The sequence below is a fragment of the Pseudomonas putida genome, from assembly GCF_026625125.1.
Lineage (GTDB): Bacteria > Pseudomonadota > Gammaproteobacteria > Pseudomonadales > Pseudomonadaceae > Aquipseudomonas > Aquipseudomonas putida_X.
Genome location: NZ_CP113097.1, coordinates 1,318,565 through 1,335,814 on the forward strand (window position 1 = coordinate 1,318,565; position 17,250 = coordinate 1,335,814).

16 protein-coding genes are annotated in these 17,250 nt (G+C 61.2%); 5 read left to right on the top strand and 11 right to left on the bottom strand.

Annotated elements, in window-relative coordinates; genetic code table 11:
* Positions 1–66 precede the first annotated feature (66 nt).
* The 4 genes from OSW16_RS06050 (at position 67) to OSW16_RS06065 (ending at position 4,381) form a co-directional block, all read left to right on the top strand.
* Entirely contained in the window at positions 67–621 is a 555-nt protein-coding gene (locus tag OSW16_RS06050) for a UPF0149 family protein (protein WP_267821509.1), read from the top strand.
* 129 nt (positions 622–750) lie between these two features.
* On the top strand, positions 751–1,374 hold the full coding sequence (locus OSW16_RS06055) for a glutathione S-transferase family protein (RefSeq protein ID WP_267821511.1): 624 nt from the start codon (positions 751–753) through the stop codon (positions 1,372–1,374).
* 27 nt (positions 1,375–1,401) lie between these two features.
* A complete protein-coding gene (locus OSW16_RS06060; protein WP_267821513.1) occupies positions 1,402–3,432 on the top strand; it encodes a pyridoxamine 5'-phosphate oxidase family protein in 2,031 nt (676 codons plus the stop codon).
* Positions 3,433–3,484: 52 nt separating this feature from the next.
* Entirely contained in the window at positions 3,485–4,381 is an 897-nt protein-coding gene (locus tag OSW16_RS06065; RefSeq protein ID WP_267821515.1) for a LysR family transcriptional regulator, read from the top strand.
* Between the two features lie 2 nt (positions 4,382–4,383).
* Here the strand turns inward: OSW16_RS06065 and OSW16_RS06070 are convergent, their stop codons facing one another.
* The 8 genes from OSW16_RS06070 to OSW16_RS06105 all read right to left on the bottom strand — a co-directional run bounded on the left by OSW16_RS06070 (position 4,384) and on the right by OSW16_RS06105 (position 12,410).
* Positions 4,384–5,301 carry an aldose 1-epimerase gene (locus OSW16_RS06070; RefSeq protein WP_267821517.1) on the bottom strand — a complete coding sequence of 306 codons (918 nt, stop codon included), beginning with the start codon at positions 5,299–5,301 and terminating at the stop codon, positions 4,384–4,386.
* Between the two features lie 24 nt (positions 5,302–5,325).
* Positions 5,326–6,246: an EamA family transporter gene (locus OSW16_RS06075; RefSeq protein WP_241802718.1), complete on the bottom strand. Its 921-nt coding sequence runs from the start codon at positions 6,244–6,246 to the stop codon at positions 5,326–5,328.
* Between the two features lie 156 nt (positions 6,247–6,402).
* Positions 6,403–7,683: a TRAP transporter large permease gene (locus OSW16_RS06080; protein ID WP_267821522.1), complete on the bottom strand. Its 1,281-nt coding sequence runs from the start codon at positions 7,681–7,683 to the stop codon at positions 6,403–6,405.
* Positions 7,684–8,211: a TRAP transporter small permease gene (locus OSW16_RS06085; RefSeq protein WP_241802720.1), complete on the bottom strand. Its 528-nt coding sequence runs from the start codon at positions 8,209–8,211 to the stop codon at positions 7,684–7,686. It lies immediately after the preceding gene.
* A 68-nt stretch (positions 8,212–8,279) separates the two neighbouring features.
* Positions 8,280–9,251: a TRAP transporter substrate-binding protein gene (locus OSW16_RS06090; RefSeq protein WP_267821524.1), complete on the bottom strand. Its 972-nt coding sequence runs from the start codon at positions 9,249–9,251 to the stop codon at positions 8,280–8,282.
* A gap of 65 nt (positions 9,252–9,316) precedes the next feature.
* On the bottom strand, positions 9,317–10,195 hold the full coding sequence (locus tag OSW16_RS06095; RefSeq protein WP_267821526.1) for a glucurono-1,5-lactonase: 879 nt from the start codon (positions 10,193–10,195) through the stop codon (positions 9,317–9,319).
* Between the two features lie 26 nt (positions 10,196–10,221).
* Positions 10,222–11,028, bottom strand: a complete 807-nt coding sequence (locus OSW16_RS06100) for an NAD-dependent epimerase/dehydratase family protein (protein WP_267821528.1) — start codon at positions 11,026–11,028, stop codon at positions 10,222–10,224.
* 143 nt (positions 11,029–11,171) lie between these two features.
* Positions 11,172–12,410: an OprD family porin gene (locus OSW16_RS06105; protein WP_267821531.1), complete on the bottom strand. Its 1,239-nt coding sequence runs from the start codon at positions 12,408–12,410 to the stop codon at positions 11,172–11,174.
* Positions 12,411–13,027: 617 nt separating this feature from the next.
* Between OSW16_RS06105 and OSW16_RS06110 the strand changes: the two genes are divergently transcribed.
* Positions 13,028–13,876, top strand: a complete 849-nt coding sequence (locus OSW16_RS06110) for a hypothetical protein (RefSeq protein ID WP_267821533.1) — start codon at positions 13,028–13,030, stop codon at positions 13,874–13,876.
* A gap of 233 nt (positions 13,877–14,109) precedes the next feature.
* On the opposite strand, the gene OSW16_RS06115 is transcribed toward OSW16_RS06110, so the two are convergent.
* From OSW16_RS06115 to OSW16_RS06125, 3 genes are all read right to left on the bottom strand, one after another.
* Positions 14,110–15,330, bottom strand: coding sequence for a type II toxin-antitoxin system HipA family toxin (locus OSW16_RS06115; protein WP_267821535.1), 1,221 nt, complete (start codon positions 15,328–15,330; stop codon positions 14,110–14,112).
* A complete protein-coding gene (locus OSW16_RS06120) occupies positions 15,330–15,551 on the bottom strand; it encodes a helix-turn-helix domain-containing protein (protein WP_372490412.1) in 222 nt (73 codons plus the stop codon). Before OSW16_RS06120 ends, OSW16_RS06115 begins: the two co-directional genes overlap by 1 nt.
* 361 nt (positions 15,552–15,912) lie before the next feature.
* On the bottom strand, positions 15,913–16,449 hold the full coding sequence (locus tag OSW16_RS06125) for a Bro-N domain-containing protein (protein WP_267821537.1): 537 nt from the start codon (positions 16,447–16,449) through the stop codon (positions 15,913–15,915).
* Between the last annotated feature and the right edge of the window lie 801 nt (positions 16,450–17,250).

Consider the following 17,250-nt stretch of genomic DNA (forward strand, 5'->3'; position numbering starts at 1 on the left):
GCCCGCAGCCCTTGCCCCGCCGCTGTGATAGGGTGCACACACTTTGGCTTTTCAGGATGTGCCCCCATGCTTCCTCCCCTCAGCGAAAAAGAGCTCAACCGCCTTGAAGACCTGCTGATCACCTACGGTAACGACTATTCGGTACTCAACCTTGCCGAGCTCAACGGCTTTTTCACCGGCCTGGCCAGCTCGCCGGGTCGGGTCAACCCCGAGCAGTGGTTACCTGCGGTCGCCGGTGGCAAGGTGCCGAAGTTCAAGAAGCCTGCCCATGAAGAAGCCTACACGGCACTGATGCTGCGCTATGCCCACCAGGTGGCGGAACAGCTTGCGGAGAATGTCGACGGCTTCGAGCCGGTGTTCGAAGAAAGTGAAGGCGAGGAAGGGCCAGCGATCATCATGGAGGAGTGGTGCTTTGGCTACATGCGCGCTACCCAGGTCGCGCAATGGGGCGAGCTTCCGCCAGAGCAGGATCAACTGCTCAAGGCCATTTCGCTGCACGGGCTGGAAGATAACTTCGAGCTGCTTGATACCATGAGCTTCGATGAGCTTCAGGCTTGTGTGCCCCACGTGGTCGCTGCAGCCAAGGGCTTGTATCGGTATCAGAAGCAGCAACGACATTGATCTGCCCAGGGTCATTATTTCGCCTGGCGAAATTATGATCTCCTCTGCGCGCTGATTCTGCTGCCCGCCGAATCAGCGCAGCATGTGTTCCAGCAGCACCACCCCGGTGCCACGCCTGGAGCGCAGACCATGATCAAACTCTACAACTTCCCCAAATCCGGCCATGCCCACCGCATCGAGCTGATGCTGTCACTGCTGAACCTGCCCACCGAACTGGTCTTCGTAGACCTGGCCAAAGGGGCGCACAAGCAGCCGGAATTTCTCGCCATCAACCCGTTCGGCCAAGTGCCTGTTATCGATGACAACGGTACTGTCATCGCCGACTCCAACGCCATCCTCGTCTACCTCGCGGGTACTTATGACAAACGTGGCCAGTGGCTGCCCCAAGATCCGCTTGCCGCTGCCCGCGTGCAGCGCTGGCTGTCGGTTGCTGCCGGGCCCGTTGCTTTCGGCCCTGCTGCTGCTCGCCTGGTCACGGTGTTCGGCGCCTCGTTCAACACCGACGAAGTCATCGGCCGTGCCCACAGCTTGCTCAAGGTGATGGATGCCGAGCTGGCCAAGACGCCGTACCTGGTGGGCAGCGAGCCAACCATCGCCGACGTCGCCAACTATTCGTACATCGCCCATGCCCCCGAAGGCAATGTCTCGCTGGACCCGTACCCCAACGTGCGTGCCTGGCTGGCGCGTGTCGAAGCGCTGCCTGGCTTCGTTGCCATGCCACGTACCGCCGTGGGCCTGCAAGCCAGCGCCTGAGCCGCTACCCTACCGAGGAACGCCGCCATGCAAGCACTACCAGACCCTCGTACTTCCCCTTGGCACGCTGGCGAGAAACGGCTGCAGGAACAGGCCGGTGTGGCGGAACGTATGGAGGTGTTCGGGCGGAAGGTCATTCGTGACTACATGCCCGACCAGCACCGCGACTTCTACCGGCAATTGCCGTTTCTGGTTGCAGGTGCCGTGGACGCCCACGGTAAACCCTGGGCGACGCTGCTTGAAGGCCCCGAAGGCTTCGTCAGCTCGCCCGACCCTCGGCAGTTGCTGATCGACACCCAGCTCGCCAGTGACGACCCGGCAGCGCCAGGCCTGGGCCCAGGTGGTGCTGTCGGCCTGCTGGGCATCGAGCTGCACAGCCGCCGCCGCAATCGCATCAACGGCCTTGTCCAGCAAGGGAACGATGGGCGGCTGGCGGTGGCGGTGGAGCATGCTTTCGGCAATTGCCCCCAGTACATCCAGATGCGTGCTTACACGCGTGTCGATGAGCCGGCGCAGGGGCGGCTGGATTCAAGCGTGCTGGATGCCCATGCGGTGACCATGATCGAGCAGGCCGACACCTTTTTCGTGGCCAGCTACATAGACCACCCAGACGGCCACCGCGCGGTGGACGTCTCGCACCGCGGCGGCCGGGCCGGGTTCGTCAAGGTCGATGGCAACCGCCTGACCATCCCCGACTATGCCGGCAACCTGCACTTCAATACCCTCGGCAACCTGTTGGAAAATCCGCAGGCAGGGTTGTTGTTCGTCGATTTCAGCAACGGTGATGTCCTGCAACTGACTGGCCGCACCACTATTGTGCTCGACAGCCCACTGATCAAAGACTTCGAAGGCGCCGAGCGGCTATGGACGCTTCAGGTCGAACAGATCGTGCTGCGCCGGGCTGGCGTGTCATTGCGCTGGGCCTTCCAGGAGTACGCACCTACCAGCCTGATGACCGGCACCTGGGCCGAGGCCGAGCAGCGCCTGCAGCAGCGCGAACGGCAGCGCCAATGGCTGGCCTGGCGTGTGCAGCGGGTGGAGCAGGAAAGCCGAGACATCCGCTCGTTCTACCTCGCCCCAGATAGGCCGGTAACGTTCGCCCCAGGGCAGCACATTCCGGTGCGCCTGGCCTTGGGAGGCGAGACGCCGTTGATTCGCACCTACAGCCTGTCGTGCGCGCCATCGGACGGCTACCTGCGCATCAGCGTGAAGGCCCAGGGGGCGGCTTCGCGGTATCTGCACGAACAGGTCGGCGTGGGCGATCTGCTCGGCGTGCGGCTGCCCATGGGCAGTTTCACCTTGGATGGCGACAGCGCAAGGCCCATCGTGCTGATGGGGGCAGGCGTGGGCATTACCCCGCTGATCGCCATGTTGCGCGAGCAGCTGGCCCGGCAGCAGGCGCGGCGAATCCACCTGTTCCACAGTGCCCGCCGCCTCGCCGACTTGCCATTTCAGCAGGAACTGGCGGCGTTGGGCGAGCAGGCAGGCGGCCTGTTGAGTGTGCATCGTTTCCTTAGCCAGCCCGAGGACGATGCACTACCAGGACGCGACTACGACCATGCCGGGCGCCTGGCGATCGAGCAGGTCAAAGCGAAGCTGGCGCTGGATGACTACGACTTCTACCTGTGTGGGCCCGCCAGTTTTACCCAGGAGCTGTACGAAGGGCTGCGCGCCATTCATGTACCCGACAAGCGCATCCATGCAGAAGCCTTCGGCCCGTCGACCCTGAAGCGTCATACCGATGACAACCAGCCGACATTGCAGCAGCCACCGGCTGCCAGCGAGCCGGTGCCGGTGTACTTCGCCAGCTCGGCCAAGGAGGCGCGCTGGGCGCCGGGCGGTGGTACCTTGCTGGAACTTGCCGAGGCCCGAGGGCTGTCCCCGGACTTCAGCTGCCGGGGCGGTTCGTGCGGCACCTGCAAGACCAAGGTGGTGAGCGGCCAGGTGCATTACCCGAACCCGCCTGCGCAGATGCCGGACGCGGGGACAGTGCTGATCTGTTGCGCGGTACCGGGCAAAACGCAGGAGGGTGGGCAAGCGTTGGTACTGGACATTTGATGCCGCCTGCAGATGGCTGATAATCACTCGACACCCGTCCCCAGGAGCTGACATGGACCAGATTCACCTGATGAAGGTGTTCGTTGCGGTAGGCGAGCTGGAAAGCTTCGCAGCCGCCGCCCGCCGTCTGGATATCTCGCCCGCTGCCGTAACCCGCGCGGTCAGTGCGCTCGAGGACATGCTCGGCGTCAAACTGTTGCTACGCACCACGCGCAGCGTGCGCCTGACCCAGGCGGGTGGCCGCTATCTGGAGGACACCCGCCATATCCTTGCCAGCATCCTTGAGGCCAACGAGGCCGCCGCCGGCATCAACGCCACGCCCAAAGGCGAGCTGGCGGTCACTGCGCCCATCCTTTTCGGCAAGAAATTCGTCATGCCGAGCATCGTGCGTTATCTGCAGCAGTACCCCGAGGTCAACGTCTCTGCCTACTTCCTCGACCGCATCGTCAACATGGTCGAGGAGGGCATGGACGTTGCCGTGCGTATCGGTCCGCTGCCTGACTCCGGCCTCAAGGCCCTGCGCGTGGGCAGGGTCAGGCGCATGCTCTGCGCCTCGCCTGAATACCTGCTGCGCCATGGCTTGCCGCAGCACCCTTCGGACTTGCCGGCGCATGCGGTGATCGCCACCACCAACCTGTCACCGCGCGCGGGCTGGCGCTTCGGCGTGACGGACGAACCGACCCTGGTGCGCATCCAACCCAGGCTCACCGTGACCAGCAACGACGGTGCGATTGCCGCGGCGGTGGGTGGGCTGGGGATTGCCCGGTTGCTGTCCTATCAGGTGGTGGACGAGATCGCCAGCGGGCAGTTACAGGTGATCCTTGCCGACTATGAAGAAGCCCCATGGCCGATCCATGTGCTGCACCGCGAAAGCAAGCACGGTTCGGCCAAGGTGCGCGCGTTCGTCGACATGCTGGCGCATGAGCTGCGGGCCCAAGGGCTGGACTGACGTCATCCTGCTTTCGGGCCACCCGGCTCAGCTTGCTCGCTGACAACCGTCTGGATCGCCTGGTACTCCAGGCTGAACCCCAGGCTCATTTCTTCACCCTGCTGCAACAAACGCAGCCCCGGTTGCCCCGGCAGGTGATGGGCATTGATTGGATGGCTCACCGGCTCAAAGCAGAAGAACGGTTTGTCCTGGGGGCAGAACAGCAAGAAATGCTCGGCGCCGTTGGCGCTGCATGCCAGGCGATAACCGGCCGCGGGTTGTTCGATCACGCAGTGCCCGGCCCAGCCGCCGAAGGCATGGTCGACCACGGTGCTCGGCAGGCCGGCCGGCGCATCGAAGCGCCACGCTTCAGGCACTGCTGCCTTGTACGACGGCAACCGCCCCTCTTCGGCCAGCCACACATGCTGCGCCGCTGCCCGCAGCCGGGTGTCTGGGTAGCGCGGGAAGTAAGGATGCAAGCCCAGCCCGTACCAGGTAGCGGGCTCATCCAGATGCGTCACATGCAGGTCAAGCCTCAGGCAGCCTTCATGCACATGCACATCCAGTACCGCCCGGTAGGCGAACGGCACGCTGCTCTGAAGGGTCAACCTTGCACTTCGCTCAGTGTGGTGAGCCACCTGCCAGGCCTGCTGCCAGGCAGTGCCATGAATCGGATACGGATCGTGTGGGGTGTTGGGCGCCAGGGCCAGCCAACCTTCGGGTCTTGCAAAACCACCTTCGCCGATGCGGTTGGACCACGGCGCCAAGGGGTAGCACGCCAACTGCCGCGGTGTACCGCTGGCCAGCGTCGCCGGGTCGGTATGACGCAGCAGCGCCTGCCCGGTCGCCTTCACTTCCCAGTTGACCAGGCTGGCGCCCAGCTCGGGCGCCAGGGTCAGGCGGGTCAGGCGGTCTTGCAGCTGCAGTTCGGTGACAGCCATCAGCGGCTCCTTTCACAAAGCGGGTCAGTTGGCCCGGCGGTAGGTCAGCAGCACGATGCCGCACACCACCACGGCGGCGCCGATCAATTGCCAGGTGCCCAGGCGTTGATCCAGCAAAGCCCAACCCAGCAGGAGTGTAGCGATGGGCTCGATATTCATCACCGGCGCGTTCTGCGCCATGTTCAGCCGTGGCACGCAGACGAATAGCAAGGTGAAGGCCACGCCATACAGCACCACCAGGCTGGCCAACGCTGCCCAGCCGCTGGCGCTGGCCGGCAGCGACAACCCGGATGGCATCACCCCGCTGGCACCGGCCACCAGCATGCTGGCGAACACGATCAACAGGGTCAGCAAGCTACGCACCGGGCCGCGAACCGCCGCCAGTTTGTGGTCAGTGATCCACAACGCGCAGGCGAACACGCAGGCGGCGCAGAACGAAAGGCCCACGCCCAGGAGCCAGTGCGGGTTGGCCTCACCCTCATTGCTCAGGCGCCCAGGTACATCCAGCGCCAGCACCAGGCCACACAGGATCAGCCCCATGAACAGCACGGTGCGCCCGGTCGGGCGAGCGCCGCCCAGCGCCCAGGTCAGCAGCGCCAGCAGCATCGGGAAGGTATTGCCTACCAGCAGCGCCAAGGCAACCGGGATGCGCGCCACGGCCGAGTACAGGCACAGGCTCTGGGTGGCGATCAGCAGGCCCAACAGCAGTTGCCAATGCCGCGTGCCAGCCGGCAGGCTCAGTGGCTGGCGCTGCCATAGCACCAGGCTGGCCAGCACCAGGAAGGTGATGCCGGAACGACAGAGGATGGCCAACAGAACGCCGGTGTCGTCATCGAAGGCGATGCGTGCGGCAATGTGGTTGCCGGCGAACGAGCAGGCCAGCAGCGCCAGTAGCGCGACCGCCAGCTTGCGTGGGAAAAGCGAGGTAGAAACAGCGACAGCCATGTGCAGGGTCCATTTGCAGGAGTGTCCATGGGCTACTGCGCAGCCCATCGCCGGCACGCCAGCGCCCACAGGTTTCGCATGATCCATCAGATCGGCGCTGTACCTGGGAGCCGGCATGCCGGCGATGGGCCGCACAGCGGCCCCGGATGAGGTCGGTTACAGCACGACGCTCGGCAGCCACAGCGAGATGGCCGGGATGTAGGTGACCGCGATCAGCACCAGGAACAGCGCGATGTAGAACGGCAGCAGCGCCTTCACCGTCGATTCGATACTCACCTTGCCGATGGCCGAGCCGACGAACAGCACCGCACCGACCGGTGGTGTGATCAACCCAATGCCCAGGTTCACCAGCATGATCATGCCGAAGTGCACCGGGTCCACACCTATGCCGGTGATGACCGGCAGCAGGATCGGCGTCAGGATCAGAATCAGCGGCGCCATGTCCATCACCGTGCCCAGCAGCAACAACATGAAGTTGATGCACATCAGGATCACATAGCGGTTGTCTGACAGGGTCAGGAACACGGTGGTGATCTTCGACGGGATCTGCATCAGCGTCATCACGTAGCCGAAGCTGGCGGCAAAGCCGATCAGGATCATCACGATCGAGATGGTCCGCACCGTACGGTGCATCAGCTTGGGCAGGTCGCGCCATTTGTAGTCACGGTAGATGAACATGGTCACGAAGAACGACCAGACCACTGCCACGGCCGCTGATTCGGTGGCGGTGAACACACCCGAGAGAATACCGCCGAGGATGATCACCATCGCCATCAGCCCCCACAGTGCTTCGCCGGCGATCTTCAGCGCTTGGCGCAGCGGGATCACCTCGCCTTTGGGGTAGTTGCGCTTCTTGGCGAACATCAGGCACAGGCCCATCATCACCGCGCTCAGCAGCAAGCCCGGCATGATCCCCGCAATGAACAGCGAGCCAATCGACACCGTGCCGCCCGCCGCCAGCGAGTACAGCACCGAGTTGTGGCTGGGTGGGGTGAGCAATGCCTGCACCGAGCCGCTGACGGTCACCGCCGTGGAGAACTCACGCGGGTAGCCCTTGCGCTCCATCTCGGGGATCAGGACCGAGCCTACCGATGCGGTGTCCGCCACCGACGAGCCGGAAATGGCGCCGAAGAAGGTCGAGGCCATGATATTGACCAGCGACAAACCGCCCCGTACGAAGCCCACCAGCACGCCGGCGAAGGCCACCAAACGCCGTGACATGCCACCTTCGGCCATGATTGCGCCAGCCAGTACGAAGAACGGAATGGCGAGCAGCGAAAACTTGTTAACCCCACTGGCGATCTGAATCATCATCGCCTGCAGCGGGATGTCGATCCACCAGGCGCCGATCAGCGCCGACAGGCCCAGAGCGAAGGCCACCGGCATACCGATCAGGATGAGCACGATGAAGCTGCCCAACAGAATGAACGCATCCATTTACGCAGCTCCTTCGTTTTCTTCGGCCAGATCGTAACGAACCACCTTGCGGTTGCTCTGATCGCCCAGCAGGAGTTTTTCCAGTACAAAAACCAGGGTCAGCAGGCCACCGACGGGGATCGGCGCGTAGGTCATGCCCACCCGCACCCCAGGCAACGAGGCCAGCGACTGGTTCCACGTGGTGATGCACAGCTTGACGCCGTAGTAGGTCATGAACACGCATACCAGGATCATCAGCACCTGAACCAGCAGTGCAACCAGCTGGCGCTGCAGTGGTGGCAAACGGTCGGTGATCATCCCCACCGCCATGTGCGCGCCGGCCCGGTAGCTGGCGGCAGCGCCGACAAAGGTGAACACCACCATCAGCAGGATCGCTACCGGCTCCGGCCAGCTGGAGCCGGTACCCAGCACATAGCGGGCGAAGATGCCCCAAGGGATGATCAGCGACATGGCCAGGATCGACAGGCCCGCGACCCAGATACAGCTGCGGTAGAGCGTGTCGTTGACGCTCAGGAAAAGCGATTTCATAGGTATCACCAAAGCGGCAGGGCGACGGGCGTCGCACTGCCGAGGTCAAACTTGGAAAGGGGCCGGTATTACTGTACGGCGTCGATACGCTTCATCAGGTCGGCGTACGGTGCACCGTATTTCTCGCGTACCGAAGCGGTAGCGTCGAAGAACGGTTTCTTGTCGACGGTGATGAACTCCACGCCAGCGGCCTTGAGCTTCTCTTCACTGGCGGCAGTCTTGGCATCCCACAGCGCACGCTCTTCCATCTGCGCTTCGCGGGCGACCTTCTTCACCAGCGCCTGCTGCTCAGGGGTGAGCTTGTTCCAGGTGGTCTTGGACATCACCACCGGCTCTGGCAGGATCAGATGGCCAGTGAGGGTGAAGTACTTGGCGCTCTGATAGTGGTTGTGCTCGAGCAGGGTTGGCGGGTTGTTTTCGGCGCCGTCGATCACCCCGGTCTGCAGGGCGCTGAAGATCTCGCCGGTATCCATGGCGATGCCGTTGCCCCCCATGGCGTTCATCATGTCGATGAACAGCGGGTTGCCCTGCACGCGGATCTTCATGCCCTTGAGGTCTTCCAGGCTGCGCACCGGCTTCTTGGTGTAGATGCTGCGCGAGCCACCGTCCATCCAGGCCAGGGCCACCAGGTTGAATTCGGAATTGGTGATCTTGTCGAGGATCTCCTGGCCGATATCGCCGTCGATGATCTTGCGCATGTGGTCATGGTCGCGGAACACGAACGGCATGTTGAACACATTCACGTCAGGCACCACCGGGCCGACGATCCCCAGGCTGACGCGGGTCATCTGCACGGCACCGATCTGCGCCTGCTCGATGACTTCCTTTTCCGAGCCGAGGACGCCGCCAGGGAACATCTTGAAAGTGATCTCGCCATTGCTGGCCGCTTCGATCTTCTTGCCCATGTTCTGCTCGGCGACCACGGTCGGGTAACCGGCCGGGTGGATCTCGGCGAACTTGATGTCCAGCGCGTGGGCTGGCAGGGAGAGGCTGAAAGCGAACGGGAGTGCAGCAAGAAGCAGCTTGCGTTTGAACGTCATGATGAAACTCCGTGGTTTTTATTATCTGGTTTCGGGCGTGCGAGTGTGGTTGGCAGTACGGGTGTTCAGCCCCGGCAGGCAGGTTCCTCCAGGCCTTTGACGCCGAGTTCGAAAGCAAAAACGCCCCCGGCCAGCGGCTGGTCGCCGAGGTCGATGCCCGTGGGGCGGATCGAGGTGACGAACAGGGTGTCCAGGTGCGAGCCGCCGAATGCGCACATCGCTGGCTTTTTGACCGGCACGTTGAGTGAGCGGTCCAGGCGGCCATCCGGTGTGAACCGATGGACCTGACCGGCATCGTTGCCGCAAATCCAGTAGCAGCCGTCCTGGTCGATGGCAGCGCCGTCCGGGCGGCCGGGGAAGGCATGCATATCGACGAACAGCCGCTTGTTGTGGGGTGTGCCACTGTCAATGTCGTAGTCGAACACCCAGATTTTCTGCACGTCAGGGTGCGAGTCCGACAGGTACATGCGCGTGCCGTCGGGGCTGAAGGCCAGGCCATTGGGCACGATCATGCCGTCCTGCTGCAGGTGCAAGCGGCCCTCGCCGTCATGCCGGTACAGCGCGCCGACCGTGGCGCCTTGCTGCATGTCCATCAGCATGGTGCCGGCCCAGAAGCGGCCCTGGCGGTCACAGCGCCCATCGTTGAACCGCATACCGCTGCGGGCATGGTCGACGGCGCTGAGCAAGTGGCTGGCCAGGCTGCCATCGGCCTTGGTTTCAAGCTGGAAGATGCCGCTTTCCATGCCGGCGATCCAGCCCTGCTCAGTGCGCGCTATGCAGGCGATCATCTCGTCGCCTTGCCAGCTCTGGTGCGCACCATCGGGCTGCCAGCGATGCAGCGTGCGGGCAGGAATGTCGACCCAGTACAGGGCTTGTTCGGTGGGGTGCCACACGGGGCTTTCGCCGGTGCCGTTGCGGGCGTCGACGATCAGTTCGCAGTTCATGGCCGGGCCTCCTGAAGCACTGGGTATCAGTTGAACGGTCCGGCAACGGCGAAGGCGCCGCCCTGATAGACCATGCTCGGGTCATCGGCGGCAGGGGCCGGCTGGGCCTCTACCACGTCGCGAAACACCTCGGAGGTGTCTTTAGGCGCGTAGCCCAGGTGCGCGGCATAGCGGTTGTCCCACCATACGGTGCGGTTGTCGGAGGCACCGTAGACGATGGTGTGGCCCACATTGGGGGTGTGCAGCCCGCGTTCGATCAGCTGCACCAGGTCGTCGTAGCTCAGCCAGGTGCACAACATCCGCAGGTTCTGTGGCTGGGGGAAGGAGGAGCCAATGCGGATGCTGACGGTCTCGATGCCATAGCGGTCGAAGTAGAAGCTGGCCACATCCTCGCCGTAGCACTTGGACAACCCGTAGTAGCTGTCGGGCCGGCGCGGGGCGTGGGCGTCGATGCGTTCGTCCTGGCGGTAGAAACCGATGGTGTGGTTGGAGCTGGCGAAGATGATGCGCTTGACCCCATGCTTGCGCGCCGCCTCGTAAACGTGGAACACACCGCAGATGTTGGGGCCGAGGATGTCTTCGAAGGAGTGTTCGGTGGATACGCCGCCGAAATGGAGGATGGCGTCGACACCTTCTACCAGCGCGTGGACGGCGGCCTTGTCGGCCAGGTCGCAGGTCACGACCTCTTCATGCGGGCCCGCAGCAGGTGCCATCGGGCTGATATCGGAAAGGCGCAGGACCTCGGCGTAGCCTTGCAGGCGTTCGCGAAGGACCTTGCCCAGGCCGCCTGCGGCTCCGGTGAGCAGCAGGCGCTTGAGGGGGGTAGTGGTCATGGCCGGCTCTTTTGTTAATTGTTGTAGGTTGTCGTATGACTTGCCTGGATTATCGGCAGTGACTTCCGGGGTTGTCAATGTTATTTCTGTGACCTTGCGGCCCATCGCGAGCCACGGCGCGATGGGCCGCCACGTGCCTGCCTTTACAGCAACGACAATGGGTAATTGAAGATCAACCGGTTCTCATCGAATTCGTTGTTGCTGTAGTCGCGCCGAATCGAGGAGTTGCGCCATTTAACGCTCAGATCCTTGAAAGCCCCGCTCTGGATCACATAGGCCAGCTCCGTTTCCCGCACCCACTCCTTGCCGTCGCTGACCGACGCGGTGTGCACGTCCTGGCCGCTGATGTAGCGGTTCATCAGCGTCAGCCCCGGCACGCCAACGGTGACGAAGTTGAAGTCATGACGCACCTGCCAGGAGCGCTCGTTGGCATTGTCGAAACTGGAGTTGTAGCTGTCGTTGGCCAAGGTCCCGCCGCTGGTACCGTTGACCCGCATCCAGGTATCGCCATCGACTTTCTGCAGGCCCACCCAGAACGTGTTGCCGCCATATTTGGCCGAGAACATCCCCGAATACGTCTTGTTGTCCAATTGCCCGGCCTTCTCGGAGCCGTCTTCGCCGCCGTGGAAGTAACCGAGGTTGGCGCCGAAGGTCCAGCTGCCCACCGGCTGGCTGTGGCTCAGCTGCAGATACTGCTGCTCATAGACGTCCTTGAGCACAGCGTTCCACAGCCCGACCAGGGTGCGGTCCTGGTTGAACTTGTATTCGCCACCGACGAAGTTGAAACGGTCCGACAGGGCGCCGGCGTAGCTCATGTCGTCCATGCTGGCGTCGTTGCGCGGGCTGTTGCCGCGGAACTGCCCGCCGTACAGCGTCAGCCCGGCGATTTCATTGGACGTGATCTGCCCACCGCGGAAGGTCTGTGGCAGCGAGCGGCCATCGTCGGAACGCAGAATGGGCAGCACCGGCATCCACTCGCCGATCTTCAGCTCAGTCTTGGAAATCCGCGCCTTGCCCGCCACCGCCAGGCGCCCGAAGTCATCCGCCGGCCGGCCATCGTCATGCCGTGGCAGCAGGGCGGTGCCATAGGTGCCGCCACCGCCATCGAGCTTCACCGACCACATCCCCAGCACATCCACACCGAAACCGATCGGCCCCTCGGTGAAGCCTGAGCGTGCATCGAGGATGAAGCTCTGCGTCCACTCCTCGGCTTTGCTCTGCGGGTTGCTGGGGTTGGTGAAGTTGCGGTTGATGTAGAAGTTGCGCAGGCCAAGCGTGGCTTTGGAATCCTCGATGAAGCCTGCGGCCACGCTGGTGCCCGGCAAGCTCCCGATCATGCCGGCGCCCAGCAGGGCGAGGGGAAGGGTTTGGCAGATTTTCATTATTGTTGTGCTCCACAAAAGGGTGAGGCAACCCGTCCACCGGGCACGCGAAAGCGGCCTGCGGCAGGAGCGGGTGGGTACGGGCCGGTGAAGGCCGGGTAGGGTGAACCGGGTTTACGGCACTAGGTGGCCGTGCGTGATGCAATGGAGGGCGGTGCGAGGCTTGGGTGTAGCGCGATGGGGGTCGACATGGGGAGAGTGTCCACTGATTGTTGTTTTTGTTATGTGTTGTCGTACAACTATGGCGATTTTTTAGCAAGCGCAGGCGGTTATGTCAACGCCTACCGAGGCCAATCACGCCTGGTGTAGTAGCTTTCTGAGAGGCATTTTTGATCAACAGAAGCTCTAGCCCGGGCATCCCCCTGCTTTGAAAGAGATACTACGACTAAAGTCGGTGTGAAGGGCGTTGATTGGCCGGTAACCCTGGAATTTTGTGTATTCGGACCGGATCAGGGCGGTTAAGACGCGTTATGTTGAATTCAAGACCCGGCGAGATTGTTGAGCGCCTCTGCAAGCGTGCGTACCGAGCAGACCCTTTCCCATGAACCTTTGCTAACAGGACATGTCTTACTGCCACCATCGACATGATGTCATTTCACACGCAAGGAGGCTCCATCATGCAATCCACCCCACCTACATCCACCGGTAAGCTGCTGGGCACCTATGGCTACGGCAAGGCGCTGATCATCAGCATGCTCATCCTGGGCAGCATCTTCTTCGGCTTGGCCGTTTTCGTCGGCTACCAAAGTATCGCCAGCGACCTGCAATTCAACGGACCCAAGCACATCTTCTACTTCACCGTCGCCTTGTTGGCTGTGCTCGGGCTGAGCATGTTCGCGCTGGCCCTGTGGCAGATAAAGCTGCGCAAAGCGCGTTACGAGGTCTACGAAAAAGGCATCTGCCAGATCATCGGCAGCGAACGTGACTACGTGCCTTTCAGCGAGATGAATGACGTGTACCTGTTCGCCTCTGGCCAGACAGCCTTCGCAGGCCTCATCAACAACGTGGCTTATCGGCGCAACGCAAGCGAGCCTTTCCGCCGGGTCAATCCGCACCTCAAGGGCCTGTTCGCCTTTATCGAACAGGTGCGCGACCAGCATCTGAACGAACGGCTGCCAGCGGTATACGCCACGCTTCAAAATGGTGGCGGAGTGCAGTTCAACTATCTCGACACCAAACAGGTATGGGGCAAGCGGATCAGTGGCGACTTCTTTAACGTCACCACCAAGCCCCTGACCGTCACCCGCGACGCGCTCGACATCGATGGCCGTAAGGTCGCGTTGAGCAGCCTGGCCAATGTCGACCTCAATCAGTGGACAGAGTTGGTCGTTATCAAGGACGAGAGCGGTCAAACACTGTTGTCGACCGTAGGTAACGGGATCATGAGCTTTGACCTGTTCCTCAATACCCTGCACAACCTGCTAGACGCACCGCAAGCGCAGGCGGACAACGCCGTCACTGCCTGACGACAGGCATCGGAGCCGCTTGGCGGCTCCTGATTGAGTCAAACCTGAATTGAAGCGCTTCGATGGGGTTGGTGTCTCCGCCAACCGGCCTTATACTCCTCCACGGCCTCGCCCTCGACCACGTGACTGGCTTGTTCCATGTCGGGCACACTTCTGCCCCTTGTCGGCGTGGGCGAGGCCTCTCCCTTATCCAGTTGTCCCCCCGGTCCACGCTCGAATGCTGTGCTTGCAGGTCATTCAAGCAGTTTGCTTGCACCCATGGCCATTATGGCAAGGTCCCGCTCCGGCACTTCGAGGCTGCGACGATAATGCTCCTCGAGATCCGGTGCCCAGCTCACCACTTCATCAATTATCTCGATGGCCTGCGCCTGGGAGAGCCCATAGTGTTCAACTTGGCTCAACAGGTTTCGTCGTGAAATTTCATGCCCATAACTCCCGATAGCCATTGCCAGGCGTGAAGGCGGGGCCCCATCGGTAGTCGGCACTACGTCATACATCGGCGACAATCGCCAGCAGTCGTTCGTAAACACCACTGCCACATTCTTAGGATGGTCATCATCGTTACCGACAAGAATGTTGAAACAGATCCGCTTGAACAGCTCCTGGCGGTCCGCTTCCGGCACGCCACGGCGGTTCATTTCGTCTACCAGCACCCCGTAATGCCATTTCTTCCAATCCCCCTGCCCGAGCCAGTTGCTGTCGAGCAAGGTCAAGCCGCTTAGCATCGGAACGCGTGAGTATTGGCCGTTAGCTGCCGGCGCTCTGTCAAACCGGTCGACCAGCAATGTGTTGACCCGCCCTTTGTGCAAGCGAACGTTGGCAACATTCAAGCCTTTGTTGGCGGCGAATACCATGCACGCATACTCAAGCGAAGGGATGTCGTAGTTGTCGTGGCGATCCCGAGGTTTGGCCAGGATGAATCTGCCTGCCTCGACCAAGGTACATTTGGGGCGCGCACCACCGAGCGAGGAGCGTTGCTGCAACGTAGCCTTGGTCGCTCTATCCGTGCCAGGTGGGAAGCCGCCCTGGACTCCGTCTGCAAACTGGATGAACGCATCCAGTTGAGTGAGTGTGCCCAGACCTGCCTGGCCGATGCCTTCAGGTGGCACTTTGCTGCTGCCCACCATCAGGCTGCCGGCGCGATCATGGTTGGGCGACTTCTGCAGGTAACTGATAGCGTCCATCTCGCCGCCATGCTCGCGGATGACCAGCCGCTCGCCCCAGCCATCCGGCGCGGCATCCCTGATGAAGCCAGGAAGGCCGCCGTTCTTGGTAATGTTGGTATAGGGCTCCACGCGCAGAGGGTAGTGCAGTGGATCAGGCACCCAGCCCCCTGCCTTGTAATAGTCAGGGCTGTAGACGAACTCACCAACACCCTTTTCCACGGTAAGGCGCCCGAGCGTGGTGATCTCAAGCGATCCAGGTTGCTGGATGTAAATGTACAGTGAAGGCATCAGAAATCATCCTCGGAGATACGCTTGAGACGCACGCGATGCTCGGTGGTGTAGGGCGCGGGGGAGGTCTCAGGGATTTCCTTGAAGACATCGTCAAGCAGGCCGAGATGCCACAGTGCGGTCATATAGCTGCGCATTTCCACAGTCGGCGTACCTGCTTCGATTTTGCTCAGCGTGGTGGTAGACAGGCCGGATTGAGCTGCAAGATCTTTCTGACGCATTCGACGTTCTAGCCGTCTGGTTTTGACCAGAAGCCCGATTTTCGTTAGCCGGTCTGCACACATCAAGGGGAAGGCGAGCATTTTAAGATATTCTATAAGCGTTTTTATCGAAGGTAAGCATGACTATAGCACTGCTTATATGTACTGAAAACCCGAGTGCCGACCCGAGTGTACGGGCAGGCGAATCATGGAGCATACGTCTTCCACTGGATTCGGCAGAGCACTCGAGGTAGGCGGCGAGCCCGTAAGACTTCAGCATTTAACGTCTCTATAAGCATGCTTAAGTGGCTTAAGCATGCTTATAGAGGCTTTTATGAAGAGAGTTGATCGGCATTCGCTACGTGGTGCTCACAGCAGCTCTTTAGACGCCATGCATGCGCAATGCCCGCTGAGCGCACTCGCGCCAGCTCATTTTGCGCTTCGCCATCGGCGAGTGTCCGGCCGCTTCCCCCGCCATCATTACCGGCATATCCCGCATCCTAACCCAGGGCTCACTTTGCCAATACAACAGCGTCGCCGTACGCCCGCCTGGCCAACACATCTGTCCAAGTCGCGGCACATCCTCGAATGCTGCCGCCTGCCCATCGCGCAGAACCGCCACCACCTCATGCGTCAGCCACCAGCGCAGGTGGCGATTCTCCGGAATGTGATGATGCGCCAATAAGGTGTAGGCCCCGGATTCGCTGACCATCATGGTCTCTTTACACTGCCCATAGCGCAGCAGTTGCACGTTGCGGTACTGGTCCGGGTCGAGTTTGCGAATGCAGTGTTCATCGAAGAAGCGAGCGCTCAGCCGGCCTAGTTCGTGAGCGCAGAACCAAGCTTGGGATTCGAGCCAGAGCGAGTGGAGGGGGCGGTTGTGGCGGGTGAAGAGGATAGGGGTGTGAAGGTCAGGCATGGCCGGCCTCCGCAATCTTTAAAGACTCGAGCAGGTGTGGTGCATGTGGGGAAGGTACGGTATTGCTAGGCCTGATAGGCATTTCCTTTACCTCTACGTGATTTCAGCTTTCTTAGGGCTGGGTGTCGGGAGCTAAGAAATCCCACGTAGCGGACCGGACGTATTCCCCTTGCGGGTCTTGTATTAGTCCGCTCCCGACATAACACGTTTTCTGCGCGCAGGATTAAACCACAGGCAAAAAAATGCCGCATCTGTCGGGGCGGATTGACCGCTACGTGAGGCGTTTCTTAGGCGCCGCGGAGAAAGGTAAATCGATCAGACGAGCCCGTCAAACTCAAAAGCTGTAGTCCTTTTCTGAACTTCTTTGTTAGGCTTTTTTGCTTTGGCTGTGGTTGCCGGGATATATGAGGGTAGGTTTAAGATTAAGTTTCCAAGTTTGAGCTTGCGGAGTGCTTAATCAAAGCTCCTGATCTGCCATAGGTAACAAACTCAATTGCCGAAAAGAGCTCAGGTAGCCTGTATTGCCTCAATAAAAAGGGCTGCCTCTTGGCAGCCCTTTGCCTTATTTTTCACTGACTTCCGAATATTAGGCATTGATAAATATAGTTTTTTTCAGCGCGGACCGAACAAAAATATCAAAAAAATTGAACCAGAAGACTTTTAGTCACTGGCAATCGTATTGATGTTATCAAGGGCGCCTAGGTTCGAGTTCTGATCGCTCAGGCGCTAGGGCAGGTGGACGTCTGCAGACTATGCAAGCGCCATAAAGGTGCCCTGCTCTCTGGTCGATTGTGACCGCTT